The organism is Parasedimentitalea maritima (assembly GCF_005771405.1).
Classification (GTDB): Bacteria; Pseudomonadota; Alphaproteobacteria; order Rhodobacterales; family Rhodobacteraceae; genus Parasedimentitalea; species Parasedimentitalea maritima.
In genome coordinates this window covers 127,521-152,876 of record NZ_VAUA01000003.1, presented here as the reverse complement: position 1 = coordinate 152,876, position 25,356 = coordinate 127,521, and the positions used below count along the sequence as shown (strand labels likewise).

The following is a 25,356-nucleotide window of genomic DNA, read 5'->3' as shown; positions in this document are numbered from 1 at the left end:
AGATACGTGGCAAGAAATGCGTGCCCTAGGGGCTCCTGGACTGCCTCAACGCAGGAATTTTGCTGCAGCGCGGACATAGTGAAAACACGACGGCATTCGCCAGTTGTTTTGTCTCAGCCTAAAGCGGTCCTGAAGACGAAACCCAGCGCCGTCATAATGGGCTTTCAACGTCAACTGGGCGAAAAATCTTAGACATTGCAAAGCGCGCTTTCTGCGCTTCGCTGCCGTTGGTGCATTTCACAACGAAGGACCGGAACCCGCCCTTAGTGCCCCATATGCCGCATTATGCTGCACCCAGCACGAATGTCGTAGAAGGGCTGGTAGCTGCCGTTAGACGGGTTAGTCACGAACGGCAGGTCAGGGTCGAAAGTACCAGTTGACGGATCTGGTAAAAAGATCCGAAATAGCCAGCAATGCAGTCGCTTTGATCTTGAAACGTCCACGACCCAGAATAATCAAATCGGAAAACCGCCAGAGGTCTTTCCACTGACCCTGTGGCCATGGTCGTCGTATGATTGGTCTCGACGCATCCACTGGTAAACAGCTTTCAGGCATGGCGCATTTGCGTCAGTCAGTGCGTGATATTCTGACTACCCCTATCGGGACCCGCGTGATGCGTCGTGATTACGGCAGCCGTCTTTACCGGTTGGTCGATGCGCCAATGAATGACGCCACCCGCCTGGATATGATGGCCGCCACCTATGAGGCGCTTGAGACTTGGGAACCGCGGTTAACGGTCGATCAGGTGTCAGTGGAAATGCCTGCGCCTGGTGGCGTTGTCGTCTCAATTGAGGGGCAATATCTGCCGACAGGCCAACACGTCACCCTTGATGGCATTGAGGTACGCTGATGGCTGGTGGATTTACAGCAATTGATATGTCCCAACTTCCAGCACCAAACGTGGTGCTGCCGGTGAGTTACGAGGCCACGCTGACTGCAATGCTGGCAGACCTTCGCGCCCGAGATCCGATCTTTGATGCTTTGGTCGAGAGTGATCCGGCGTACAAAATTCTGGAAATCGCGGCCTATTACAAAACACTGACGGATCAGCGGGTGAATGATGGCGCCCGCGCTGTCATGCCCGCCTATGCAACTGGCAGCGATCTGGACCAGATTGCCGTACGCTTCGGTGTCGAACGCCTGGTCATTGACCCGGGCGACCCAGATGCGCTGCCGCCAGTGGTGCCTGTGCTGGAAAGTGACGAGGATTTCCGCCGTCGCATGTTGCTGGCTTTTGAGGGGCTGAGCACCGCTGGCCCTGCTGGGGCTTATATCTTCCACGCGCTGGGCGCTGATGCGGAGGTCGCTGACGCCAGCGTCCAAAGCCCGGCGCCAGGTCAGGTGCTGGTTTCAATCCTGTCGCGCACCGGCAATGGCACCGCCGACGCTGAATTGGTTGCCAATGTGACGGCGGTTATAAGCGCCGACGATGTGCGCCCGCTGACAGACCAGGTGACGGTGCAAGCCGCCACAATCACGGATTATGCCATTACGGCCACGCTGACGGTGTTGCCCGGTCCTGATAGCACAGTTGTGCGTCAGTCGGCCGAGGATGCCGCTGCTGCCTTTGCAACTGCCCAACACCGCCTTGGCCGGGATGTCACTTTGTCCGGCCTCTATGCGGCACTTCACCGGCCCGGCGTCCAGAATGTGGCGCTGACGAGCCCGGCGGCGGATATTGTGATCGGTGAAGCGCAAGCCCCCTATTGCACAGGTATCATTGTAACCGTGGGGGGTACCGGTGCCTGATAGTCTGCTGCCCCATAACGCCACCAGCCAGGAACGTGATATCGAGGCGGTCACTGGCCCGGCGTTGGCACCTGATGTCCTGTTGCAAGCGCTCTGGGACCCGGAAATCTGCCCCGAGGACCTGCTGCCCTGGCTTGCCTGGTCGTTCTCTGTCGACAACTGGGATCCCAAATGGGCCGAGGAAGACAAGCGGGCGGTGATTGCCGGTTCCGTTGAGGTGCATCGCCGCAAAGGCACCGTCGGCGCGGTGCGCCAAGCTCTCACTGCAGCTGGCTACGGCACGGCGCGCATTGTCGAAGGCAAGCCCAGCTCGCTGTATGACGGCACTGTCCGCTACGACGGCGCAGAGATCCACGAAGGCCCCGATCACTGGGCCGAATACCGGATCTATCTGGACCGGCCGATTACCATAGATCAGGCCGCCCAGGTGCGCGAGATCCTGACCAATGTTGCCCCGGCTCGCTGTCATCTCAAAGGGCTGTACTTCACCCAAGCCGCTCACCGTTACAACGCTGCCGTGGCTTACGACGGCAGCTATACTCATGGAGTTATCCAATGACGAACTTGCCAGAGGCCAGCGGCTGGGTTGCCGGGATCTATCAGATCGAGCAGACCGACCCGGTTCTGGGCGGTCCGCCCAATCTTGAAACCGGCGCGGGAATTGCCAACGTCCAGGCTCAGCAACTTGCTGAGCGTACCGTATGGCTTAAGGCCGAAATCGCGGCGGCGGTTGCCACTGTGATAGCCACCGGCACTGGGTTGAACGGCGGCGGTGCATTTGATGGTGGCTTGACCCTTTCAGCTGACTTGGCTGGCCAGACCGTGGCCGAGGCGGGCAGCAATAACCTTCAGTTGATGACAGCTCTGCGCACCAAACAGGCTATCGACGTTGCTATCAATGCTCTGGTCGGTGCCGCACCTGCGCAACTGGATACGCTCAACGAGCTTGCCGAAGCCATCACTTCAAATGGTGATACGTCAGCGGCCCTGACTGCCCTGATCGCCGCTAAACTGGATGCCGCGAACTATACGGCGGCAGACATTATGGCCAAACTCAAAACCGTGGATGGAAACGGCTCGGGCCTCGATGCTGATCGCCTCGATGGGCTTTCCTCTTCCAGCTTTGCGCGATCCACCCGCACAATCAGCGCGGGCGCGGGCCTGACGGGTGGCGGAACTCTTGCCAGCAATCGCACGATCTCCGCGAGTATCCCAACTCAAAATGAGGCTGTGGCAGGCACCATCCAAACTAAACTGATGACGCCTCTGCGCACCAAACAGGCAATTACAGCCGCTATCGATGCCTTGGTCAATGGCGCTCCGGCGGCCCTGGACACGCTCAAGGAGTTGGCTGATGAGCTAAGTGACAACGATAATGCGATTGCTGCGCTGACTTCGCTGATCGGCACCAAACTTAATGCTTCCAGCTACACCGCAGCTGACATTCTGGCCAAGCTTCTGACCGTGGACGGCGCTGGTTCTGGCCTTGATGCCGACAAATTGGACGGGCTTTCGTCCGCCAGCTTCGCCCGATCTGCCCGCACAATCAGCACAGGCACTGGATTGACTGGGGGTGGTGCGCTCACAGCGAACCGCACGATCTCGGTTGATTTTGCCGAGAAAGGCGATGCGGAAACCGGGACGAATTCCTCCGAAGTGATGAGCCCACTGCGTACCCATCAGGCAATCAAAGCGGTGCAGTCAAATGCATTGCCAACGGCGTGGGTGAACTTCAACGGCCAGGGCACAGTGGTGATCAGGGAGGCTTGTAATGTCTCAAGCATCACCGATTTGGGCGCAGGACATTATAGGGCCAACTTTGCAAGCCCAATGGCAAATGCAAAATATGCCGTCCTTGGCCTGCACGGTAATGTCTCCACTGCAGGGGACGAACGCAACAACTTCTACCTCGTCGATAAATCAACCACGTATGTGGAATTTTACACCACGAATGTTCACGGCACTGCTGGCGATTGGGACAATGTGTCCATCTTGATCATGGGAGGCTTGTAATATGAGTCAGGTCATTATCTATCAAAACAATGAAGGCGCCGCGGCCATTATGAGCCCGGCTCCGGGTCTTATTGCAAGCGATCTGGCAGCAGTCTTACCGGAGGATGCCCGTCATTTTCTTATGGATGTGAGCGCTTTGCCTTCTGTTGGTGTCGCGCAGATGTACGTGGATTTTGATCTGCAAACAGTCATGGTCAAGCCCCCAAACCTGGAGGCTGAGAAGGACCGCGCGCTTTCGACGGCACGCGGCATTGCTCTGGAAGTGCGCCGCCAGATTGCCACGTCGGCCTCGCCCGAGCGGGCATTGTCCTGGGTGCTCAAGGCGGTTTACGGCGCCGTTTGGCAAGTCAACGAGGCGGCCGCTAATCCGTTGCTTGCCTCGCTCAGCGCCACCGCCCAGGCCGGGTTCCAACTTGAGGCTGACATCACCGGAGAAGACCCCGTATCCGTCCGCGACCGTTCGCTGGAGAAAGCGGGTCTTTTCTTCCAGGCTAACCAACTTGTTGAGGGCATGGAACGCCTGGCTGAAGACCGTATTCCCGCCGCTGCCACTATTGTCGAGCTCGATACAATCACTGCCCAGCTGCGCGCCCTTGAAACACAGACACTCACAAAGCTCGCACAGATCAGGAGTTGAATTTTCTAACAAAACTCCAGTCTAACTAGCCGGAATTCCGCCAGAGGAATGGACGCGCTGGGCCGTGCAGTATCGCTGCAACACGCATACAGCAGCGAGGTTCAAATGGCTGGTTTTCTTCACGGCGTCGAAGTGCTCGAGATTGACTCAGGCCCACGCCCAATTCGTACTGTTTCAACGGGCATAATCGGCATTGTTGGCACTGCACCGCAGGCCGACGCGGCTGCATTTCCACTGAACACTCCGGTTTTGATCGCAGGCAGCCGCCTTGAGGCCTCCAAACTGGATACCACTGTAGATGGCACCGGTGGCGGCACATTGTCCGGTGCGCTGGACGGCATCTTTGACCAGATCGGCGCGGTTGTCATTGTGGTGCGCGTCGAAGAGGGGGCAGACGAGACGGCAACGCTGGCCAATATCGTAGGCGGCGTAAACGCGGGCACCGGTCAGTTTGAAGGCGTGCATGCTCTGCTGGGCGCTGAGAGCGTTGTCGGACATGCCCCACGCATCCTTTGCGCCCCCGGCTGGACCCACCAGCGGCCCAGTGACCTGGCGAATCCAGTGGTTGCGGAACTCGAGGGTATTGCTGACCGCATCGGCGCGATCATCGTGGCCGATGGGCCGAACACCACCGACACTGCAGCGCAGACCTATGCGGGCGACTGGGGCACCACCGGGCGCATCTATGTGATTGACCCCTGGGTCAAAGTGTTGGCCAGCGACGGCAGTATCGTGAGCGAACCGGCATCTGCCCGGGTTGCGGGCGTGATCGCGCGCACCGACAACGATATCGGTTTCTGGGTGTCACCATCCAACAAGGGCATTTTTGGCATCATGGGCACGTCCCGTCCGGTTGATTTCAAGCTGGGTGATCAATCCAGCCGTGCCAACTTGCTGAATGCCAATGCTGTGACAACCATCATTCGACAAGACGGCTTCCGTCTCTGGGGCAACCAGGTGCCGACGGGGGATGCAAAATGGCAGTTCCTTTGCGTGCGCCGCACAGCTGACGTGCTGAACGAAAGCATCCAGCGGGCGCACCTCTGGGCTGTCGACCGGGCGATCACCAAAACTTACGTCGAGGATGTGGTCGAAGGGGTGAATGGCTTCATTGCCGGGCTGGTCGCCCAAGGCGCCTTGCTCGGAGGCAAGTGCTGGGCGGATCCGGATCTCAACACCGCTGCCAGCATCCAGAATGGGCAGGTGTGGTTCAATTTCGACTTTACTCCGCCTTACCCAGCTGAGCGGGTCACTTTCCGGTCGCACCTGGTCAATGACTATATCGCGGAGGTATTTGCATAATGGCTATTCGTAACATCCTGAAAAACTTCAACCTGTTCGTCGATGGCCGCGGGTTTGCAGGCGAGCTGGGGGATTACACTCCGCCCAGCCCCTCTGTCGCCGCCGAGGAATACCGCGCGGGCGGGATGGACGGTCCAATTGATATCGATATGGGCATGGAAAAAATGACCACCAGCTATGTCCTGCGGAATTATTCCGCTGACGTGCTGGCGCTTTGGGGCATTGTGCCGGGCCAACTGATCCAGGTGACCGCGCGCGGGGCGCTGGAAAGTGAGGACGGTACCGTCACGCCGGTTGTTCACAACATGCGCGGTAAGATCCTGCAACCGGATCGCGGCACCTGGTCACCGGGGCAGTCCGCCTCGATCACCATCAACATGACGCTTGAGGCTTTTAAGGAAACCATCGGCGGCGTGAGCGTGACAGAAATAGACGTCATCAACATGGTTCGCATCGTCGGCGGAGTGGATCGCCTGGCCGAACAGCGCGCCGCACTCGGCATTTAAGGATACATAATGAACGAACTACCAGAATTCCTCGCTGAGGGCGAAGACGGCTCCTTGATCGTCACCTTGGCGCGCGGCATCGATATCGATGGCTCAAAGCGCATGTCGCTAATCCTGCGGGAACCCGCCGTCTCGGACATGTTGGCGGCCGACAAAGCTGCCAAGGGCCAAAGCGCAATGAGCGAGGTGACCCTCTTGGCCAACCTCGCTGAGGTCGCACCGGAAAACATTCAAAGCGCCAAGATGCGGGATTATGGCCGCCTGCAGGCCGCGCTGGGTTTTATGAATGGCTGACGCCTGAAACGGCACGTGGCGGGGTTCTTTCCCTGGCGCGTTTCACCGGGTGGTCAGAGGCAGAGATTACAGGAATGCGGGTGACCCGCTTTTTGTGGTGGATAGAGGGCATTAATGGGCAAGCAAAGACTTAGCGCTGAAATCACCATTGGCAGCGTCCTCGAGAACTCCTTTAAGAAAAATGTAGGGCTGATCCGATCTGGTTTTGACAAGGTCGGGAGTAGCATCAGTTTGGTGAAGGCTCGGCAGCGCGAGTTGACGCGCGACCGAAACCTGTTGAAGAAACAAGGCAAATCCGTCGAGGCGCTGGACCGGGAATATGAAGACCTTGAGCGCACGCTCGAGGATCTGGTCCGAAAGCAGCGCCGCTGGGAACGCGCCATGCGCGACAGCGCCCGGGTTGGCGAAACTTTCGGCAGGATGACCTCAAATATTGGCCGTATGGGTCGCCGCATGGCCGTTGGACTGACAGCTGCTGGAGCGGGTATTTTTGCCCTGACGAGTTCAACCGCGACCTATGGTGACAATGTAGCCAAAACAGCCGGAAAACTTGGCATCGGCATCGAGGCGCTGCAGGAATACCGTTATGCGGCCGAGCGGTCGGGCGTCTCAACTGAGAGTTTCGACAGCTCCCTGACTGCGATGCAAAAGCGCTTAGGTGAGGCGGCGCAGGGCACTGGGGCTGCTAAGAAAGCCCTGGATCAAATCGGGTTGAGTGCTCAGGATCTGGTGAACATGGGGCCCGCAGACGCGATGGCGGCCATTGCTGATCAGATGCAATTGATTGAGCACCCAGCCGAACGCGCAGCCATCGCTGCCGCCCTGTTCAGCCGCTCTGGCATTGGCATGGTCAACATGCTGGGCAATGGCTCTGAGGCACTGCAGCAGCTGCGCGAGGACGCCCGCAAAACCGGTTATGTGCTCAGTGAAGACGCGGCCCGCGGTGCCGAGGCCTTTGCCGATGCTCAGCTTGATGCGCAACTGGTGATAAAGGGATTGAAAAACACTATCGGCGCCGAGCTGATGCCGGTGGTGACCCGGTCGATGAAGACGTTCAGCGCCTGGGCCATCACCAACCGCGATGACATTGCAGATTTTGCCCGCACCGCGTCGGAAAAGCTCGAGGCAGCTTTGCCAGTGATTGGGCAAGTGGCCGAGGGGATGGGCCGTGTTGCAACAACAGTTGGTTCCGTAATGTCCAAAGTCGCCGAAATGGTTGGCGGTTGGGATAACTTCGGCATTGTTATCGGGACCGTTTTTGCAGCGCGTACCATTGGCAGTATTGCCAGCTTTGGCATTGCCGTTGGCCGTCTGGGGCTATCCCTTGCTAACCTTGCCGGGATTACTCCACTGGTTGTAACCGGCATCAGGGCAATAGGCGCTGCTCTGCTTATGAACCCCATTGGTCTGGCCGTTGCCGCAATTGCTGGATCCGCATATTTGATCTACCAAAATTGGGAAAAGATCGGCCCGTGGTATGGTGAGCTTTGGGATGGGGTCAAAACCATCTTTCAAGGCATTGGTGGGTTTATCAGCGGTGTCTGGCGCGGGGATATGGACGCTGCCGCTGAGGGAATTTCCACCGCTTGGGATGGAGCAAAAAGCTACCTATCCACTGTTCTCGATGGCATCGGCGCGGTGTTCAGCTTCGCCTGGACCAATGGCATTAAACCGATCACCGACAAGCTGGGCATGACGGATGAGATCGAAGCGGCCTGGCAGGGTCTGGGCGGTTGGTTCGGCACCTATTGGGAAGGTGTGAAAACCACATTTCAGGGCATTGGCAGCTTTATCAGCGGTGCATGGCGGGGTGATATGGATGCGGCTGCCGATGGGTTGTCGAAAGCCTGGAAGGGAGCCGAGGGCCACCTTGCAATCATCTTTGGTGGCATCGGCAATGTGTTCACGTCAGCATGGAATGACGCTATCAAGCCCGTGGTAGACATACTGGGGATCACCGATGCGATCACCAGCGCCTGGCAGACTGTAAAAACGGAACTGCAGCAGGTTCTCGATTGGTTGGGCCAAAAGTTCGACTGGCTGATGGGCAAGCTGCAGCCGGTCCTCGATGGCTTGACCTGGTTGCGGGACAAGGGCGTGGCCGCTCTCGATAGCATTGGCTATTTTGGTTCGGGCGAAACTGGTCAGGGTGAGATCCCTGCTGAGGATAGCCTGCGATCCAGTGGGTTAGGCCAACAACGCCAGAATGACGTACTGCGCCAGCAACGTGAACGGTTGCGGGCCTTGGGCGTACCAGAAGACCGGCTACCCAAAATCTCTGGTTCATTCCTGGGCGGCGATATTGGCCGTGGTTTCCGCCGTGTTGGCGAGCAGGGTCCAGAAACCATCTGGAACTCCAAGGGCGGTTATGTAGCCCATGCGAGCGCAACCGAGCGATTGAGCCGGCTATCTGCTCGCGCCGAGCCTTTGATGTCCGCGCTGGGCGGCGGTTTGCGCCGGGCGATGGATCAGGCACAGGCGGTAGCAGCCCCAGTGATGCAGCAGGTTCAGCAGGCGGCGCAAACTATGACACCGGCCATGATGGCAGCACTGGCGCCAGCGGCGCAGCCAGCACCGGTCATTATTCACGCCCAGATCAATGCGCAAAGCATGTCAGTTTCCGATCTCGCTGACGAGCTGGAACGCCGTGGCCGGGCTGCGCAGGCGGGGGCGCTTTATGACGGTGCGCATGACTATGGCCAGTACGGGGGCGGATGATGGCAGGAACCATGCTGCAGCTGGGCGGATATCAATTCAGCATCGATAACGCGGCCTATCAGAGCCTGAGCCGATCCAGCGAATACCGCTGGGCCGCGATTGAACAGGTTGGCGCTGCTGACGCGCTTCAATTTACCGGGCTGGGGCCAGATACAATCACCTTGCAGGGGGTAATCTACCCTCACTTCAAAGGCGGCCTGGATCAGCTGAACCGTATGCGCCGGACTGCAGAGCTGGGCTTTCCGATGCCCATGATGGCGGGCACCGGGAAGGTTATGGGCATCTGGGTCATCGAGGGGGTACGCGAAGAGCAGCGCAAGTTTGCCGCTCAGGGTGCGCCCCTTCGGCAAGACTTCACTCTCAACATCAGGAGATATGATGGCGGACTTCGCAGCCTCCTACCGTTCTAAAGACGGCGAGATCTTGGACGAAATCGCCTGGCGTCACTACGGCAACCAAGTAGCGGGTGCGTTGGAAATCGTGCTCGAGGCAAATCCCGGCTTGGCTGACAAAGGGCCTGTTCTGCCGATCGGTACCCTGGTGCAGCTTCCTGTGATTGATGCCCCTAAGGAATCCGAGACGGTGCGCCTATGGGATTGATGGATTTCCTGCCCTTCTTTCGCATCACCGTTGATGGGACGGACATCAGCGGCGTACTTGCGCCACGTCTTGTAAGTCTGACCCTGACCGATGCTGCCGGGGTTCAGTCCGATAATGTGCAAATCACTCTCAGCGACACAACGTTGTTTGGCAGGCTGGTAGAGCCGCGGGCGGGGGCTGAGATCCGCGTTTGGTTGGGCTACCCGCTGCAGCTGAAATACATGGGGATGTTCACGGCTGACAGTGTCGAGGTTGAAGGCCCACCAGACCGGATGATGATCACAGGTTTGGCTACGATCAACGGCGAAACAACCAGCGGCAAAACGGCTCTTACTGACCAGAAAAAGCGCAGCTGGCCGGAGGGTACCAGCATCGGTGCCTTGGTCGAGAAAATCGCAGGTGAACACGATATGGAACCTGCAGTGTCACAGAGCCTGGCAGATCTGGCTTTGCCTCACATCGACCAGATTGATGAAAGTGACATGAACCTGCTGTCCCGGGTGGCGCGGGACTTTGACGCCATCGCCAAACCAGGGGACGGACGTATTGTCATGGCCAAGCGGGGTGAAAGCCTGACTGCATCCGGGCAACCCATGCCGACCTTGCTGCTGACGCAGAAGAAGGTGAGCCGCTGGCGCTACCGCAACAGCGTGAAGGCCAAGGCCGGATCCGTTGTCGCTGTGTATCAGGACCTTGCAAGGGGGAAGCCGGAGGAGCGCACGGCGGGCGAGGGGGAACCGGTACGCAGATTAAAGCGCCGGTTTCCAAACAAGGATGCAGCACAGACAGCCGCGGATTCAGAGTTCCAGAAACTGCAGCGCGCTGGGCGGTCTTTGTTGATCACAATGCCGGGTGATCCCGATGCCATGGCGGAGGGGAAACTGCTTGCGGCCGGGTTCAGATCTTACATCGATGGAGAATGGTTGATCACCCGCGCGACCCATAACCTGGACAGTGGCGGCTATCGCACCAGCATCGAATCCGAGCCGATGGAGTGAGGTTCAAATCCTCGTCCAGGCATCAAAAAATTACTGGTGAATAGGCCGAGGAACAGAACGGGACCGAAACAGGAATGTTGCGAAACGTGTTGCGAGCGTTTTTTCAGTGTTTGGGAATGTCGTGTAAGTGATTGATTTTAAATGGAGGCGAGTACGAGAATCGAACTCGTGTACACGGATTTGCAATCCAGAAAGAGCATAAGCGAAAACAACGGCTTAAGGGTGCAAAACACCCCCTAACAAAAAGTGAACAAAAAGCGAAAGTTTCAAAGCCAAATTCGCCGGTTCAAAACGAAAAAGGCCCCGTCACAGCGGCAACTGTGAACCGGGGCCAAATAGAAAAAGCCTGTCAGCTTTCGAAGCACATTAGCACGGGCCACCATCGCTCCGCAAACGCTCAGTCGGCTTTTTCGCGACCTCTGACCGGCGAGGTGGTCCAATGAGCTGGCGCATCGCAAATGAATGCGCCGAGCGCCGCTTTGGCAGCGCCGCGCGCAAGCAGATCATCATGTTCCTGGCCGACAAGGCGAGCGATGACGGCTCAGGCATCTGGTGTTCCAAGGGGACGATCCAGCGCCACACAGAGCTCAGCGAGAGCACGGTGAAGCGCACCATCATCGACTTCCTGCGCGAAGGCATTCTGATCGAGACGGGGCGGCGGCACTGCAAGAACGGCTACACCGTCATTTACCGCATCGTTCTGGAGCGCGTGGCCGCGCTCGAACCCACGGCTGAGCCCGACATCGACACGGGGGTCACTGTGAACCCCGTCCAGCCTGAACCCGGTACGGGGTCCACGGTGAACTGGGTACGGGGTTCACGGTGGACCCCAAACCATCCTAAAACCATCCATAAACCACCTACGCGCAAGCGCGAGGCGGCGGCGGAGGTTGAAGATTTTGAAGCTGAGAAGATCCTGGCGGCCTATCCCGAAGACAGGATCCGAGACCGGCGAACCAGTCTGCGCCTGATCGCAGCAGCTGTGAAGGCGGGAGTGAAGCCCGATGATCTGAAGCAAGCGGTCAAAGCCTATGCCAAGGAAAGCGAAGGCTACACGCGGAGCAAGGTCTGTTTCTCGGACAATTGGTTCAAGATGCGCCGGTGGGAGACGGGGCTTGCCCAGGTGCAGGCCGACCGCGAGAAGGCGCGAGAGGCCGAAGCCAAAGGCCGAGCGAGCCTCGCCGAATGGATCCACGAGCGCCATCCTCTATGCCGCCACATCACCAACCGGCAGATCGAGGATTTGATCGCATCAAAGCTGGTGACGCCCGAGCAGGTGCGCGCTGCGGGGCTGCAGGCATAAGTGCGGCTCGATTGTTACGCCATGGCGTAAAAAGTAGATATTTACGTTGCGGCGTAATTTGTTTTGATTTACGCTGTGCCGTAAAAGGAACCACATCATGGACCTCACAGCACGAACGGCCGAGCAGATCGGCGAGGCACTCCGCCGGACGCGCAAAGCGCGCGGCTGGACCCAAAGCGACATCAGCGCGCGCACGAATTTGCGCGTCGCGACGATTTCGTCGCTCGAGAATGGCGACGCGGGAACCAAGCTCGCCACAGTGCTCGCTGTCATGGCGGCACTTGGGCTTGAGTTCCGATTGGTGGAGCGCGGTGGCTCGCTTGAAATCGAGGATATCTTCTGATGGCCAAACGCGGGCGTAGTGGCACGATGCAGGTGCTTCTGAATGGAAGGCTGGTGGGGGCCTTACGTCTCGCTGGCTCGGGCGCGATCAGTTTTACTTACGATCAGGACTGGCTGTCGTGGGAGCACGCCATGCCAATCTCGCTGTCACTGCCATTGCGCGAAGAGGCGCACCAAGGCGGCCCTGTCATTGCCTACCTGGAAAACCTGCTGCCGGACAGTCAGGCGATACGAGAACGCGTTGCTGCACGGGTGCGTGCGGGCGGCACGGACGCGTGGCACATGCTGGAGAAGATCGGCCGCGATTGTGTGGGGGCCTTGCAGTTCGTTTCGGGTGAGATCCCCGAGGTTGGCGCACTCGAGGGAGAGCCCGTTTCCGAGGCACAGATTGCGGATATGTTACGCAACCTCGCAAGTGCCCCCCTTGGCTTAGACGAGGAAGACGACTTCCGCATTTCTATCGCAGGGGCGCAGGAGAAAACGGCGCTGCTACGCCACGAGGGCGCGTGGATCCGCCCATCGGGGCTCACCCCAACAACCCATATCCTCAAGACGCAGCTTGGCGTTCTGCCCGCAGAGATCGATTTGTCTGACAGTGTTGAGAACGAATTTTTCTGCATGAACCTCTGTCGGGCCATGGGCATGGATGTGGCTGAAGTCGAGATTGCCGACTTCGAGGACGTGCGGAGCCTTGTTGTGACCCGGTTCGATCGGCGCTGGACCAAAGATGGCCGGTTGATCCGCCTCCCGCAGGAAGACTTTTGCCAGGCGCTCACAGTTCCACCCAGCCAGAAATACCAAATGGATGGCGGGCCGGGGATCACTGAAGGGATCGGGTTGTTGACCGGTAGTGATGACCCTGAAGCAGATCAGCGTGCCTTCTTCCGCGCGCAGGTGCTGTTTTGGCTTTTGGGAGCGACGGACGGGCACGCCAAGAACTTCAGCATTGCATTGCGCCCCGGCGGTTTCCGCATAACCCCGCTTTATGACGTGCTAAGCGCCCAGAAAGCCGTGGATGACGGTCAAATCCGCCAGAACCGGATGCGTCTCGCGATGGCGATCGACGGGCACTATAGGATCAACGAGGTCGTACCGCGCCATTTCCTGCAGGCTGCGAAGGCGGCAGGTTTTGGTGTGGCGCTGGCGGAAGAGGTCTTGTCGGGCGTCGCGTCTGAGCTTGAACCCGCCTTGGACAAGACGCTAGCAGACCTGCCGGATGGGTTTCCACAGCCATTGGCAGATGCCATTGCTGCTGGCATACGACGTCGGGCGATTGCCTTTCATGCCGTATGATCCGCAGATCATATTTCCGTTTTATGGTCGGTAGATCATATTTACTGTGAGCAATCTGCAGGCCCAGTACAGTAGTTGCAGCGTTCCAGGCCAGCTTTGACGGGCCAGCCCAGAGATTGATGACCAAACTCAGATCCTCAACGCCGTGTTTCTGATTGCTGAACATAAGCGGGCAGCCGTGCCAGACGCGGTGCAAGCACCGCTTCAACAAGAAAATTCCCCTGCGCCAGCGCGTTCCTCGCGAGGCAATTTTCCCGCTGACATCCCCTTGGTGCCCGCTTTGGCCATGTTCATCGAAACACTCAAAGTGAGGATTGAAAATTGGCTACGCAAACTCTGAAACTGAACGTCAAATCCGGCGAAAAAGACGGCAAGAACTTCTGGGACCGCTGCGGTGTCCTCTTCGTCAACACCGACGACAGCGGCAACATTACCTCAATTAACGTCAAACACAGCATGTTCCCCAACGTCGAGATGGTCGCCTTTCCACGCCGCGATGACGATCCCGTCACCGAATGACCTCAGCGCTAGGGCGGGCATTCCGCCCTAGCTTTTGGGCAAAGCCTCACGAAACCAAGTCGAGAAAGGGCTTTTCATTGAAAATTCATTGGCCTGACGACCGAAGTTGGGCTGGTCGAACGCTGGATTTTCGGCGACAATCTAGGCGTGTGTGCCAGTTCGAGTCGGGCTATGGCTCGATTTATTCCAGCGCCATTTAGTTGCAGAAAGTCATTTGGGAGCCAGAACAATTTCAAGTTCGCTAGCAAACGAAAGTCAAAAGCGTGCGATCGGATGCTCAGATGGGCCAGTCTTAATTATTGCAGGCCCGGGTTCAGGAAAAACGTACACCCTTGTGGAGCGCGTTGTGGCGTTGATCGCGGCCGGACAAGCCACGGCTGAATCTCTTTTGGTCGTAACTTTCACAGAAAAAGCGGCTCAAGAGCTAACAACCCGCATTTCGAACCGATTGATGTCTGCCGGGCTTAGTTTCAACGTCAACGAGATGTACATTGGCACGTTTCATTCTTTGTGCCTCCGCATCTTAAAGGATCATAGCGAATTCACGAGGTTAAAGCGCAGTTTCAATCTTCTCGACCAATTTGATCAGCAATATTTCCTCTACCAACGTCTCAGAGAGTTCAAGGGCATCGATGGAATCACCGATTTAATTGGCGAAGACCGGTCTGGACGTTGGTATCAATCGACGCAGCTCCTAAAGTGGCTGAACAAAGTCACAGAAGAGACGCTGGACATCAAGGCGCTCGAAGGCTCAGAGCAAGCGTCACTTCAGGCGCTTGCCGAGTGTTTCGCGACCTATCAGCACCTATTGGAAGAGGCGAATGCGCTCGATTTTTCGGGCATTCAGTTCGAGGCTTTGCGGTTGTTGAAGGATCACCCCGGTGTCTTAGACAGCCTGAAATCCAAGTTCTCCCACCTTATGGTCGATGAGTACCAGGACACGAACACGATCCAGGAGCAGATACTTTTCCACTTGGCCGGTGACACAAAAAACCTGTGCGTCGTGGGCGACGATGATCAGGGTTTGTACCGGTTTCGCGGCGCGACTATTCGGAATATTCTTGAGTACCCCAGCAATTTTGCGAAGGGCGAATGTGAACAAGTATCCCTTACGGTAAACTATCGCTCTGACCCGAAAATTATCGACTTCTACAACTCTTGGATCGCTGATGAAGAATGGAGCGATAAGGACGCGCAATACCGGTATGACAAGGTTATCGAACCGCGCCCCGATGATTTTGCGGACGTCAGCTCGGTTCTGAAAATCACCCAAACTGACGACAACAGCTTTCAGGATGAAGTCTACGAGTTCCTGCGCCATCTCGAGGCGTCTGGCGAACTGACAGACTGGAACCAGGTCGCATTTCTGTTCCGGTCTGTGAAAAACGACAAAGTGCTTGCGCTTGCCCGGCACCTCGAGTCCAACGGCATCCCGGTCTATTCGCCGCGCTCCAACCTCTATTTTGAGCGCGAAGAGATTAGGTTGATGATCGGTGCGCTGATCTTCCTGTTCCCGCAGTTTGCAGATGTTCGACAGGAGCGCGCAGATCTCGAGATGCGTGTTTGGGAGTACTATGACGAGCAGTGTTTCAAACTGTTCGTTCAGGAACTGCGCAAACCAGAGAATAAGCGGTTGCTGGAATGGGCGCGGCCGTTGGCCAAACGACATCTCAACCTGACCGCAGATGCTGACTACGCGTTTTCCGGGCTGTTCTATCAGCTGCTTCAGTTTCCGCTCTTCAGCAGGTTTCTGGAAGAAGACCAACTGACCGGCGTTGATAAAGGACGCGCGGCGCGCAACTTGGCGACGTTTTCCCAGCTGTTAGTGAAATTCGAATATCTTCACTACATAACGGTTCTGAACCCACGCTTCTTGGACCAGAATATCCGGGATCTGTTCAACCGTTACCTCAAGTTTTTGCACGAGGGTGGGATCAATGAATACGAGGATGACAGCGAATACGCACCCAGTGGGTGCGTCTCATTCCTGACCATCCACCAGTCCAAGGGGCTCGAGTTCCCGATTGTGATCTGTGGATCGCTCGAGGCGACGCCGCGCAAGCAATGGACGGACATCGATGAGTTGCTCGAACCCTTTCTGAACAAACCACCGTTCGAACCGATGGAGCGAACCAAGTTCTTTGACTTCCGACGGCTCTACTACACGGCCTTTTCGCGGGCACAGAACCTTTTGGTACTTGCCACGGAGGTCAAAGAAGGGCGTGGCCGGTCTCCGTCGCGGTACTTCGATGACTGCTTCCATGATCTACCCCATTGGCGCGATCCGAAGTTCGTGGTCGAGAACTTTGACTTCGAGCAGGTCAAAGACGTGAACCTCAAGCGGGAATACTCCTTCACCTCGCACATCACCCTGTTCGAGAACTGCGCTGAACAGTACCGCTTCTTCAAAGAACTCGAGTTCCAGCCGATCCGAGCGGGGGCGCAGCTCTTTGGTACGTTGGTGCACCAGACAATTGAGGACGTGCACAAGGCCGTCCTGCGGGGTGAACCGCATCTGGTCACCGAGGATCAGATCAAAGGGTGGTTCGACACGAACTACCACTACCTCTCCAAGCGCGAGCGGCAATATCTGGCTCCGCCGTCGCTGAGGGCGGCGCATGGCCATGTTGAACGATACGTGGAACGCGAACGTAAGAATTTCGACCGGCTGAAGGAGGCCGAGGTCGACATCTCATTGGTCAAGGACAGCTACATCCTCAAGGGCAGTGTGGACCTGATCAGGGGCGAAAACGGCACGGTCGAGCTGATAGACTTCAAGTCGGAACGTAAGCCGGACATGGAGAAGGACCGCAGCCGATTGCGCCAATATCAGCGTCAGCTTGAGGTCTACGCCCACTTGGTTGAGGAACGGACGGGCGAGAAGGTCAGCAAGACGCATCTATACTATACCGGCGAGCAGGACAGTAACCCGTTTATTTCGTTCGAAAAGGACGGTAAGGCTATTGGCAAAACTATCGCATCGTTTGATGCCGTCGTGGACCGGATTGAGGGTCGCGACTATGCGATCAAGGAACGTCCCGCAAAGCTGTGTGAAAACTGCGATATGCGGGCCTATTGCGATATGAAGAACTGGAATTTTAGGGCGGGCGGTACGTGATGGCTGACGAACAAGAAAAAATGGACTTGGGCGCAGAGGCTGTGGCGACGTCTGTGGATGGGTACAAATTCCAGCCGATCAAGGGCTATCCGATGCTCAATTGGCGCGGTAAGCGGCCCTTTACCTCGACCCAATTCTATCCGGCACAGTTGAAAGAAACCTATGGCGATGAGGTTGACGGTTGGCGCAACAAAATCTTCTGGGGCGACAACCTTCAGGTCATGAGCCACCTTCTGAAAGTTTTCAGGGGCAAGGTGGATTTGGTTTATATTGACCCGCCATTTGACTCAAAGGCCGACTACAAGAAGAAAATCAAACTGCGCGGGAAAGAAGTCAAAAGTGATACCGCTTCCTTCGAGGAAAAGCAGTATACAGACATTTGGAACAACGACGAATACCTCCAGTTTATGTATGAGCGTCTGGTCGTTCTCCGTGAGCTTATGAGTGACAAAGGAACGCTCTATCTGCATTGCGACCAGCGAGTAAGTTCATACCTTCGGCTGATTTGCGATGAGATATTCGGCACGGGAAACTTCAGGTCTTGGATCTGTTGGAAATCTTCGCCTGGACACAGTGATCAGAGTTTCTTCAACGATATGCAAAACCATATCTTGATGTACACGAAAACGGACACGCCGATTTGGAACCAACTGTACGGGCCATATGATGATGAATACTTGGCTTCGCACTATCAGAAGAAAGATCCGGACGGCAGGAAATTTGAAGACGATAATCTGACGGCCTACGGGCTAAGTGGCGGCGGTTATCAGTATGAATGGAATGGGCATGACAAGCTTTGGAGACGGCCCAAGGAATCCATGCAAAAGCTCGAGGACGCTGGCAGAATTTACTACACTAGAAATGGCGTTGCGCGGTATAAACGGTACCTTGATGAGATGCCTGGAATGGTTTTGTCTGATCTTTGGACCGACATTTCAAGACTGAATTCGCAAGCAAAAGAGAAGGAAAACTATCCAACGCAGAAACCTGAAGCGCTATTGGAACGGATCCTTGCCGCCTCCAGCGACGAAGGCAGCTTGGTTTTTGATTGTTTCATGGGCTCAGGGACAACGCAAAGTGCGGCGGCCAAGCTCAAAAGACGCTTCTTGGGGGCAGATATCAACCTTGGTTCCGTTCAAACCACAACAAAAAGGTTGATAAACATCTTGGGTAAGCCTGCCTCTCTTGGTGAAGACACGTCGGCCGGTTTCGAAGTCTACAACGTCAATAACTACGACATCTTTAGGAACCCTGTGGAAGCGAAGGCCTTACTTGTGGAAGCCCTTGAAATCCAGAAAATCGAAACCAGCTCCATATACGATGGCGAAAAAGATGGGCGCATGGTCAAGATCATGCCGGTCAACCGCATCGCAACCAAAGCAGACCTGTCCGAGCTTATCTCAGGCTTTGACTACAAGGCCTTTGATCGCCGCCAAAACGCCAACCCGAACCAGCCGGTCGAAAAAATCCTGCTCGTCTGCATGGGGCACGAGCCCGACCTGAAAGCGCAGCTCGAACTCGAAGTGAAACCCCACAAAATCGATGTGGAGGTCGTGGACATATTGCGCGACAAGTCCCAGCTCGAATTCAAACGTGACTCCGAGGCGCGCTTGGCCATCAAGGACGGCCATCTGGAAATCGAACGCTTCTACCCGATGAACCTGCTGCAAAAGCTCTCGCTCCAGAAGGAACAAGTCACCGATTGGCGCGAGATGGTCGAAAGCATCATGGTGGACTGGAACTACGACGGCGCGATCTTGCAGCCGGTCGAATTGGACGTGCCCGAAAAGAACGAGTTGGTCAGCGGCCGCTATAAAGTGCCCGAAGACGCAGGCACGGTGCGCGTGAAGATCACCGATCTGTTGTCGGAATCTTGGGAAGGCAGCATCGATGCCTAAAAAGACCGACGCCGCCCTTGGCGAATTCGCCTTCTTCAAGTTCCTTCTGACGTTCTACCAGCAGAACAAAAAGCGGATCAGGGTGAGCTACCGCGACCTGTCCAAGAAGTTCCTCGACTTCAACGACCCCGAGAACGCCCACGCCTACCTGCGCACGCCGCAGTTCGAGGCGCTGGAAATCTATGTGTTCTTGAAGGAGTTCTTGGACAACAAACGCATCGAACAGATCTTCAAGGAATGGTATGAAAAAGAGGGCGTGTTCGCTGACCGCGCCGAAGGCGGCGTCGCAGCCGATACCGGGCAAATCAGCCTGTTCGAGGACGTATCCCAGAAGCAATACGAGGACGTGTTCAAGGCCATGCGTAAAAACGCGCGGGCCTATCCGAACTACATCTTCGCGCTGACCATGGGCACCGGCAAAACCATTCTGATGGCCACGTGCATCTTCTACGAGTTTATCTTGGCCAACAAATGGAAGAAGGACCCAAAATACTGCCACAACGCGCTGGTATTCTCGCCTGATAAAACGGTGCTTTTGTCGCTGCGCGAGCTTGAAACCTTTGAATTGTCCAAGGTAGTGCCGCCTGAGTACGTGAACTTTCTGACGTCCCACATCCGGTTCCACTTTCTGGAAGAGGCGGGAACGTCCCTCGACACACTCGACCAGTCCATGTTCAACGTCATTGTGTCCAACACGCAGAAGATCATTCTGAAGCGAAAGAACAAGGAAAAGACCGCCATAGATGATCTGTTCGGCGCAACGCCGGATATGTTCAAAGAGAGCGGGAGCGTCTATGCCGATGCCGCTGACTTATACGATTTCGACACGCCGGAAGAAGAAGGCGAGCTGACCACCAACCAACGGTTTGAGAAGCTAACGCGCCTTGGACAGCTGGGCATCTACGTGGACGAGGCGCACCACGCCTTTGGCAAAAAACTGGCCAAAGATATGGGCATCGGGGCGAAAGAAACGGACAATAGCCTGCGCACGACCATCGACAAGCTGGCCTCACGCCTCGAGCGGGCCGGAACGCGCGTTGTCGCCTGTTTCAACTACACTGGTACGCCATATATCGGCCAAACCGTGCTGCCCGAAGTCGTCTATGCCTATGGTTTGAGCGACGCGATCGCCAACGAATACCTGAAGAAAGCTGATCTGCACGGCTATTCGAACACCAAGTCCGAAGAGTTCCTTCGCATCGCCATCGATGACTTTCTCACGAAAACCGACGAATTGCGTCCTGAAGGTCTGCTTCCAAAGATGGCGATTTTCGCCACCACGATTGAAGAGGTGCGCAACGAGCTCCAGCCGCTTGTCGCGAAAATTCTTGAAGAGAAAGGGCTCCCTGCAGACAGCATCCTCGTAAACCTCGGAGACGACAAGACAACGAACGACGACATTCGCGAGTTCATCCGCCTTGATACGCCGGGTTCCAAAAAGCAGTTCATCCTACTGGTGAACAAGGGGCGCGAGGGGTGGAACTGTCGTTCGCTGTTCAGCGTGGCGATGTTCCGGACGCCAAAGTCGAAGGTATTTGTTCTTCAGGCCACTATGCGTTGTTTTCGGTCAATCGGCGAAACCCAGCACACAGCGCATGTCTATCTGTCCGCTGACAACCTTCAGATTCTGAACGACGAGCTAAGCCAAAACTTCAGGCTGTCTGCGGACGACCTGAACAATGCAAATAGCCATAAGCAAAGATACGAGATTTTGGTCAAAGAACCCGTTGAGCGGATCAAGCTGCAACGCGTTCGCCGTTCGTTTGAACTGATCGAAAAGGAACTGCTTCCAAACCAGGAGCTTGGCATAAATCGCGCTGATAAGAGCGCTTGGCAAATGCTGACCGGGAAGTACAACCTCCTCGAGACTGTACAAAGCGGCATCGAGCCATCTCAAATAGGCAAAACGGCTTCCTCCAAAACCATCGACCGGACGGAACTACGACAGAAAGTCGAGTTCTCGGAGATCATGCTTGTTTCCGAAGTCGCGAGGTATTTGGGGCGCAGCCCGTTGGAAATCGAAGCGATCCTTAAATCCACCGGTGAAGGCATTCAAAACATCCTCGACGCGATCAACGATTACAACGAATTGCTCTACGACGTGGTGATCCCGCGCCTCTTTGGTCTTTTGTACGATTTGGAGCAACACGAATTCACCGAAGAGCATGAAGTCGAACTCGTGAGATTGCCCGAAAATGGCTCATACTCTGTAATGGCCGATCCAAAACTGGTGGTGACAGATCAAGACGTTGACGATGCGCTTGTTTCTTCGAAATCGTTCCACTTGGATACATATGCGTTTGACTCGCGGCCAGAGCAGACGCTCTTTTGGGACTTGATCCGGGAAGGAGCTGTCAAGAAACTGTACTTCACAGGGATGCTTACCCACGGCCAGTCTGAGTTCTTCATCCAGTATGTGGATCCCGAGTCAAGAATGGTCCGCAGCTACTATCCTGATTTCCTGTTCGAAAAAGACGACGGGACTTACGTGATCGTTGAAGTGAAAGGTGACAATATGATCGACGATCCGATTGTGCAGGCTAAACGTGAATATGCTGAGCAGATGGCTGACGCATCCGGTATGGAATATGCGATCATTAAGGGCACTGATGCCGAAGCACACAACTACAAATTCTTGATGGCTTAGAACCCGTTAGGAATATCCAAATGGTGTCTTTCGCCAGGAATGTCCGACTGGCTGTGTGATATTTGGGGAGCGAGCTAGTCGGGGGTGTTCGCTTCTGCTTGTTGCCAGTCGTGGTACGTCTGCTTCGATCCTTTAACTTTCCACTCCAGGCGTCCGTTGCTGTTTCGGTCCAAGACGACAGCAGCGGCGGCCGAAGGACTATTGAACGACCAAGGTTTCGTGAATCGGAGTTTTTGGTTGCCGTCTGCGACTAGAATGCCGTCTGAAATGAGCTTTTCCTTCAAGCTGCCATAGCTCTGTTGGACATAGCCGGTTTCGGTGAGCGCCTCGGACCCTTCCAGCACAACAAATTCACCGTCTTCTTCGACTGCAGTTGCTTTGACGCCGCTCTTGTGGCGGATCTCGAACTGCACTTCTCCTTCGGTCCGCTCGTCGAGCGGCTTCGCTGTCTGTGTCACCGCGCGCGGTTGTGGCTTGAGCATGTCCAGACCGATCACGGGCAGAATGATGCGCAAGTTTGATAGAAACTGCTCCATATTGGCGACGTCAGCCTCTGGCAATCGCCGCCTACTGGTGTCCGGCTGCGTGCCGTTATCCAACGTCACTCGACCCGCTTGGGCGGCTTGCTCGATGAGCCGCGCCTCAAGGTATTCCGCGTGCCCTTTGGATAGGTCGTCGTCACTTGTCGTAATGGTGATGGCCGTTTCCCAGAAATCTCTTTTGATCGCGCTTTGCTTGATCCTCTCAGCCACAGAGTTCCCAGAGCCAATATAGGCGCGTGTTGCACCGCCCTTTTCTGGATCAGGACCCGATAGGATGTAGATGCCGGTCCGATCGACCTCTTCTCGAGCGGTAAGGTCACCGAAAGCGGAAGCACCGCTTACAAAAAGCAAACCTGTCCAACCATGGATCGTCGCTTTTCGCAGCCCAGTTGGCTTCCCGTCTACGAGGAAAAGCTGGATTGTTCGACCGAATGAGCCCTCTGTTTGCATGAATTATTCCTTGAAAACATGATTCTAACGATTGCTTGCGCAGCATACTTTAAACACGAAATCAGATGATTGTCGTCCCGTTAGGACGGCTTGTTAGCAATAGACTGCACCAGGATTCAACGGACCGTTGGCCCGCTCACCCCGGTTCAGACATCCTTTTTTTTGTTTGGTCCGCCCAACATCCCTGACCGTGGCGGTCAACCTTAGTCCATCCCTAAAATCAGCCAACAATTTCCCCTGTCTCGCGGGCGAGCCATTCCTCGCGGGACAAATTGGTGTCTGATTTTGGGGCAGACATTTTCTTCGCAAATGTGGCCGATTGACAGCCCCGTTCAGGGCCGTGGGTCGGGCTTTGCCCTCTCCCACTCTGTTCCGCCGAATACATGCGTATTCGGTCAGATCAGGTGGCCGAGGCGCAGCCCATCGGCGGAAGGGGGCGCGAAGCCTCAACCGCGTAACTTTGATCGAGGAGGCCACAAATGGCACCGAAGTTTGATGTTTATGCCCACGTCACCGACACCATTATTGCAGAGATCGAGGCAGGCACGCCGCCATGGCGCAAGCCGTGGACCGGAAGCGCGTCCGGCATTGCCCTGCCGACCCGACACAACGGCGAGGAGTATCGCGGGATTAATATCCTGCTGCTCTGGGTCATGGCGGCCAAGCATGGCTATGCTTCGAGCCGCTGGATGACCTACAAACAGGCGCAAGAGCTGGGCGGCCAAGTCCGCAAAGGTGAAACGTCGTCCACCGTGGTCAAATACGGGACGTTCATCAGAGAGAACGAATTGGGCATCGAGGAGGAGCTGCCTTATGCGCGCGCCTATCGCGTGTTCAATGCAGATCAGATCGAGGGGTTGCCGGAGGATTACTACATCCGGCCCGAGGCCCCACGCGACCTTGGCACGACGGAAGATCCAGAGCTTGAGGCGTTCTTCAGCCGGACAGGGGCGGAGATCCTCACCAGTGACAACCCGCGCGCCTATTACAGCCCCGCCAAAGATCACATCCACATGCCGCCGATTGCCACCTTTCACAATGCGGCAGGCTACTATGGTACGTTGGCCCATGAGGTGATCCATTGGACTGGCAGTGAAAAGCGGCTTGAGCGGATCAAGAAATTTGCGAACCGTGAGGCCTATGCATTCGAAGAACTGGTAGCCGAGATTGGCGCGTGTTTCCTTGGAGCGCGGATCGGGGTTGCGCCGGAATTTGGCCAAAGTGCGGCTTATGTTGAGGGCTGGTTGAAGGCATTGAAAGACGACAAACGAGCGATTTTTCGTGCGGCGTCTGAGGCGCAAAAGGCAGCTGATTTTGTCTTGCACGCAGCAGGTCAAAGCAAGGAGGTGGCAGCATGACACCGGACTATCACAGCGATGATTTTGCGACGGCGCGTCTGGACGATACCGTGAGCCTGCGGAGCGCCGCCCGCGAGGCGCGCGCCACGCTTTACACGGTGTTGAACCGGTTGGAGCTGAACGATCTGGATGGCGAGGAGCAGCCCTATATCGACGATTGTCTTGGGGCTCTCGCAATCCTTGAGGAGGCGTTGCGATGACTTTGGAAGAGATCAAAACGGCAGTGGACACGGGCAACCGCGTTCACTGGGTCAACAGCGGGTATGTGGTTTCCGATGGTCGCGTCAGCTGTTTTTCTAAGTCAATATCCGGCCCAATCGGAATTAAGTGGGGCGCTTAAAGCGAGATGTTCGCCAGCTTTTGCCAGTCTCGTCGGTTGCGTGGGCGCTCTTGATTTCTAGGTATCCACCCTCTTTTGTGGAGAAGACAGAAAAAGAATGAGAGGAGCGAGGAGCGATTTCGACGTTGCCGCGCTCAGAGACCGCCCCGTAAATGTTTTGCTGACTACCGCCGTAAGGCATCGTGGCGTTTTTTCTTCCGTTCTGTGTCTCAACCCACACGTCTTGCAGATGTGCGGTCACGCCGCCGACATTACGGACCTTTACTTTATGGGTGATGCAGGAGGTAGGAGCACTCGAGAAGCTCAGCTCTTCTGCTGGGGGATTGAGGTGTGCTTGAAACGCTTCTTCGGTTTTTTCTGTGAGCACCTCGATTTGAAGTCGGATTTTTGAGCCCGTGATGGCGTGACGGTAGCGCATAAAATTCAGCGCCAAGGCAATCGTTCCTACAGCCGCCCCATATGTCGCTAGAAGGTTTTGGCTGATAAAATCGTAAATACTCATACTTCGGAAATCTCTTGTCTATTCGATTTTAGGCAGTTGCAGCTTCGCGTTCTGTACCAAGTCAATCGCGCCTCTTAAGCAAGAGCAGCGTAGCACGCATCGGGGAACATACTGGCGTTTTGGTACATCTGTCCATCACCCACCGGTAGCAGCAGCACGCTGCTGCTCCAAACGGAATACAAGCAGTTGATGCAATATTATAATATTGCATCAATTATGGCGAAATG

Annotated in this window: 23 protein-coding genes; 21 read left to right on the top strand and 2 right to left on the bottom strand. The window is 56.0% G+C overall.

Annotated features, from left to right (window positions below):
- Nucleotides 1–511: 511 nt before the first annotated feature.
- The 19 genes from FEE96_RS06975 to FEE96_RS06885 all read left to right on the top strand — a co-directional run bounded on the left by FEE96_RS06975 (nt 512) and on the right by FEE96_RS06885 (nt 21,937).
- A complete protein-coding gene (locus FEE96_RS06975) occupies nt 512–850 on the top strand; it encodes a GPW/gp25 family protein (protein WP_138162301.1) in 339 nt (112 codons plus the stop codon).
- Entirely contained in the window at nt 850–1,749 is a 900-nt protein-coding gene (locus tag FEE96_RS06970) for a baseplate assembly protein (RefSeq protein WP_171021636.1), read from the top strand. The genes FEE96_RS06975 and FEE96_RS06970 overlap by 1 nt, the downstream gene beginning before the upstream one ends.
- Nucleotides 1,742–2,308 carry a phage tail protein I gene (locus FEE96_RS06965; protein WP_138162299.1) on the top strand — a complete coding sequence of 189 codons (567 nt, stop codon included), beginning with the start codon at nt 1,742–1,744 and terminating at the stop codon, nt 2,306–2,308. Before FEE96_RS06970 ends, FEE96_RS06965 begins: the two co-directional genes overlap by 8 nt.
- Nucleotides 2,305–3,762: a hypothetical protein gene (locus FEE96_RS06960; protein ID WP_138162298.1), complete on the top strand. Its 1,458-nt coding sequence runs from the start codon at nt 2,305–2,307 to the stop codon at nt 3,760–3,762. Before FEE96_RS06965 ends, FEE96_RS06960 begins: the two co-directional genes overlap by 4 nt.
- A gap of 1 nt (nt 3,763) precedes the next feature.
- Nucleotides 3,764–4,399: a hypothetical protein gene (locus FEE96_RS06955; protein ID WP_138162297.1), complete on the top strand. Its 636-nt coding sequence runs from the start codon at nt 3,764–3,766 to the stop codon at nt 4,397–4,399.
- 105 nt (nt 4,400–4,504) lie between these two features.
- Entirely contained in the window at nt 4,505–5,701 is a 1,197-nt protein-coding gene (locus FEE96_RS06950) for a phage tail sheath C-terminal domain-containing protein (protein WP_138162296.1), read from the top strand.
- Nucleotides 5,701–6,207 (top strand): phage major tail tube protein, encoded by a 507-nt coding sequence (locus FEE96_RS06945; protein ID WP_138162295.1) that lies wholly within the window; start codon nt 5,701–5,703, stop codon nt 6,205–6,207. Before FEE96_RS06950 ends, FEE96_RS06945 begins: the two co-directional genes overlap by 1 nt.
- A 9-nt stretch (nt 6,208–6,216) precedes the next feature.
- Nucleotides 6,217–6,501, top strand: a complete 285-nt coding sequence (locus FEE96_RS06940; protein ID WP_138162294.1) for a phage tail assembly protein — start codon at nt 6,217–6,219, stop codon at nt 6,499–6,501.
- 114 nt (nt 6,502–6,615) lie between these two features.
- Nucleotides 6,616–9,219 (top strand): phage tail tape measure protein, encoded by a 2,604-nt coding sequence (locus tag FEE96_RS06935; RefSeq protein ID WP_138162293.1) that lies wholly within the window; start codon nt 6,616–6,618, stop codon nt 9,217–9,219.
- A complete protein-coding gene (locus tag FEE96_RS06930) occupies nt 9,219–9,629 on the top strand; it encodes a phage tail protein (protein WP_138162292.1) in 411 nt (136 codons plus the stop codon). The genes FEE96_RS06935 and FEE96_RS06930 overlap by 1 nt, the downstream gene beginning before the upstream one ends.
- Nucleotides 9,598–9,819, top strand: coding sequence for a tail protein X (locus tag FEE96_RS06925; RefSeq protein ID WP_138162291.1), 222 nt, complete (start codon nt 9,598–9,600; stop codon nt 9,817–9,819). Before FEE96_RS06930 ends, FEE96_RS06925 begins: the two co-directional genes overlap by 32 nt.
- The gene (locus tag FEE96_RS06920) at nt 9,810–10,817 is read left to right on the top strand and encodes a contractile injection system protein, VgrG/Pvc8 family (RefSeq protein WP_138162290.1); all 1,008 of its coding nucleotides are present in this window, start codon (nt 9,810–9,812) and stop codon (nt 10,815–10,817) included. Before FEE96_RS06925 ends, FEE96_RS06920 begins: the two co-directional genes overlap by 10 nt.
- Before the next feature lie 439 nt (nt 10,818–11,256).
- Nucleotides 11,257–12,120: a hypothetical protein gene (locus tag FEE96_RS06915; protein WP_138162289.1), complete on the top strand. Its 864-nt coding sequence runs from the start codon at nt 11,257–11,259 to the stop codon at nt 12,118–12,120.
- Nucleotides 12,121–12,217: 97 nt separating this feature from the next.
- Nucleotides 12,218–12,463: a helix-turn-helix domain-containing protein gene (locus tag FEE96_RS06910; RefSeq protein WP_036560649.1), complete on the top strand. Its 246-nt coding sequence runs from the start codon at nt 12,218–12,220 to the stop codon at nt 12,461–12,463.
- Entirely contained in the window at nt 12,463–13,755 is a 1,293-nt protein-coding gene (locus tag FEE96_RS06905) for a type II toxin-antitoxin system HipA family toxin (RefSeq protein ID WP_138162288.1), read from the top strand. The genes FEE96_RS06910 and FEE96_RS06905 overlap by 1 nt, the downstream gene beginning before the upstream one ends.
- A gap of 321 nt (nt 13,756–14,076) precedes the next feature.
- On the top strand, nt 14,077–14,274 hold the full coding sequence (locus tag FEE96_RS06900; protein WP_138162287.1) for a hypothetical protein: 198 nt from the start codon (nt 14,077–14,079) through the stop codon (nt 14,272–14,274).
- Between the two features lie 151 nt (nt 14,275–14,425).
- Entirely contained in the window at nt 14,426–17,392 is a 2,967-nt protein-coding gene (locus FEE96_RS06895; protein ID WP_246079331.1) for an ATP-dependent helicase, read from the top strand.
- Nucleotides 17,392–19,290 carry a site-specific DNA-methyltransferase gene (locus FEE96_RS06890; RefSeq protein ID WP_171021635.1) on the top strand — a complete coding sequence of 633 codons (1,899 nt, stop codon included), beginning with the start codon at nt 17,392–17,394 and terminating at the stop codon, nt 19,288–19,290. Before FEE96_RS06895 ends, FEE96_RS06890 begins: the two co-directional genes overlap by 1 nt.
- Nucleotides 19,283–21,937 (top strand): TnsA endonuclease N-terminal domain-containing protein, encoded by a 2,655-nt coding sequence (locus FEE96_RS06885; protein ID WP_138162286.1) that lies wholly within the window; start codon nt 19,283–19,285, stop codon nt 21,935–21,937. Before FEE96_RS06890 ends, FEE96_RS06885 begins: the two co-directional genes overlap by 8 nt.
- Before the next feature lie 74 nt (nt 21,938–22,011).
- Here the strand turns inward: FEE96_RS06885 and FEE96_RS06880 are convergent, their stop codons facing one another.
- Complete coding sequence (locus tag FEE96_RS06880) at nt 22,012–22,929, bottom strand: GIY-YIG nuclease family protein (RefSeq protein ID WP_138162285.1); 918 nt, start codon at nt 22,927–22,929, stop codon at nt 22,012–22,014.
- Nucleotides 22,930–23,408: 479 nt separating this feature from the next.
- Between FEE96_RS06880 and FEE96_RS06875 the strand changes: the two genes are divergently transcribed.
- Together FEE96_RS06875 and FEE96_RS06870 are read left to right on the top strand one after the other, a co-directional pair.
- On the top strand, nt 23,409–24,287 hold the full coding sequence (locus FEE96_RS06875) for an ArdC family protein (RefSeq protein WP_138162284.1): 879 nt from the start codon (nt 23,409–23,411) through the stop codon (nt 24,285–24,287).
- Nucleotides 24,284–24,487 (top strand): hypothetical protein, encoded by a 204-nt coding sequence (locus FEE96_RS06870; RefSeq protein WP_138162283.1) that lies wholly within the window; start codon nt 24,284–24,286, stop codon nt 24,485–24,487. Before FEE96_RS06875 ends, FEE96_RS06870 begins: the two co-directional genes overlap by 4 nt.
- 123 nt (nt 24,488–24,610) lie before the next feature.
- Here FEE96_RS06870 and FEE96_RS06865 read toward each other — a convergent pair whose 3' ends face one another.
- Complete coding sequence (locus tag FEE96_RS06865) at nt 24,611–25,129, bottom strand: hypothetical protein (RefSeq protein WP_138162282.1); 519 nt, start codon at nt 25,127–25,129, stop codon at nt 24,611–24,613.
- Between the last annotated feature and the right edge of the window lie 227 nt (nt 25,130–25,356).